3 protein-coding genes are annotated in these 1250 nt (G+C 61.5%); 2 read left to right on the top strand and 1 reads right to left on the bottom strand.

What is annotated here, in order from left to right:
* Positions 1 to 271 (bottom strand): DJ-1/PfpI family protein (locus tag HP547_RS28830; RefSeq protein ID WP_172288905.1); only part of this gene is annotated, 271 nt, incomplete at its 3' end.
* Positions 272 to 450: 179 nt separating this feature from the next.
* On the opposite strand from HP547_RS28830, the gene HP547_RS28835 reads away from it, so the two are divergent.
* A complete protein-coding gene (locus HP547_RS28835; protein WP_172222597.1) occupies positions 451 to 813 on the top strand; it encodes an AraC family transcriptional regulator in 363 nt (120 codons plus the stop codon).
* A gap of 71 nt (positions 814 to 884) precedes the next feature.
* On the top strand, positions 885 to 1250 hold a 366-nt coding region (locus HP547_RS28840), incomplete at its 3' end, for an isochorismatase family protein (RefSeq protein WP_172288907.1).

Here is a 1250-nt window from a genome sequence, read left to right on the forward strand (position 1 = left end):
CTATGTCATAGGCCCCCGGCCCACCGGGCACCAGCAGCAGGTCGACGGCCTCCGGCAGGTCATCCAGGCGCAGGTCGGCCAGTACTTTCAGCCCACAAGAGCTGCGCACTGCCGCTTGCCCCTCGGCCAGGGTGAGCAACCGGTATTGCCGGTCTGCAGGCAAAAAGCGGTTGGCGATGGCGAACGCATCCATCGGCCCTGTCACATCCAGCGACAGCACATCGTTGAACAGCACCATGGCCACGGTGCGGTAGGCGGGTTTTTCCTGCATGGCGCTTTTGCCTTTAATGCCGGCCGCCGCAGCGGCCTGTAGCTGAATACGAAACGCATCTTATGGTAACGGCAAAACGGCCAGGGCCAGCAGTGCTCGATTAAGAACAATTCAGGTTTGGCTCAGGACTTTGTCATGAGTGGAAGGCGAGACTTTACTCATTGAACAGGAGAGTCGCCATGCACCCTTGGACGCCCCAAGAGCAGCAGCAAGCCCCTGGCGCACTGACGCCTGCGCGGTTACGTCAGGCCAAGGAACTGATGCTGCGCAGCTCGCTGTCGATCATCGAGATCGCCGGCGTGTGCAACCTTACCCGCAGCCATTTCTCCCGGGCGTTCAAGGTCAATACCGGGCTATCGCCCCAGGCCTGGCGCTTGCTGGCGCGCATGGAAAAGGCCAAGCGCCTGCTCGCCACCGAAGCACCGATCACGCATGTAAGCCTGGAATGCGGCTTCTGCGACCAGGCCCATTTCACCCGCGCCTTCAGCCGCCTGGTCGGCCAGCCACCGAAGGCCTGGCGCCAGGCGCAGGTCAATCCTTAAGCCTAATCTATCCACCGGTATAGCCCCCTGTGGGCAGTACCGGCCCGTTTCCCAACCCAAGGAGTCACCCCATGAGCCAACCCGATTACAAGCGCCTGAACAAAGACGACGCCGTGGTCCTGCTGGTGGATCACCAGACCGGCCTGATTTCGCTGGTGCAGGACTTCTCGCCCAACGAATTCAAGAACAATGTGCTGGCCCTGGGCGACCTGGCCAAGTTCTTCGGCCTGCCAACCATCCTCACCACCAGCTTTGAGCAAGGCCCGAACGGCCCGCTGGTGCCTGAGCTGAAAGAGATGTTCCCGGACGCGCCGTACATTGCCCGCCCCGGCCAGATCAACGCCTGGGACAACGAAGACTTCGTCAAGGCGATCAAGGCTACCGGCCGCAAGCAGCTGATCATTGCCGGTGTGGTCACCGATGTCTGCGTGGCTTTC

Source organism: Pseudomonas sp. CM27 (genome assembly GCF_013179515.1).
Lineage (GTDB): Bacteria > Pseudomonadota > Gammaproteobacteria > Pseudomonadales > Pseudomonadaceae > Aquipseudomonas.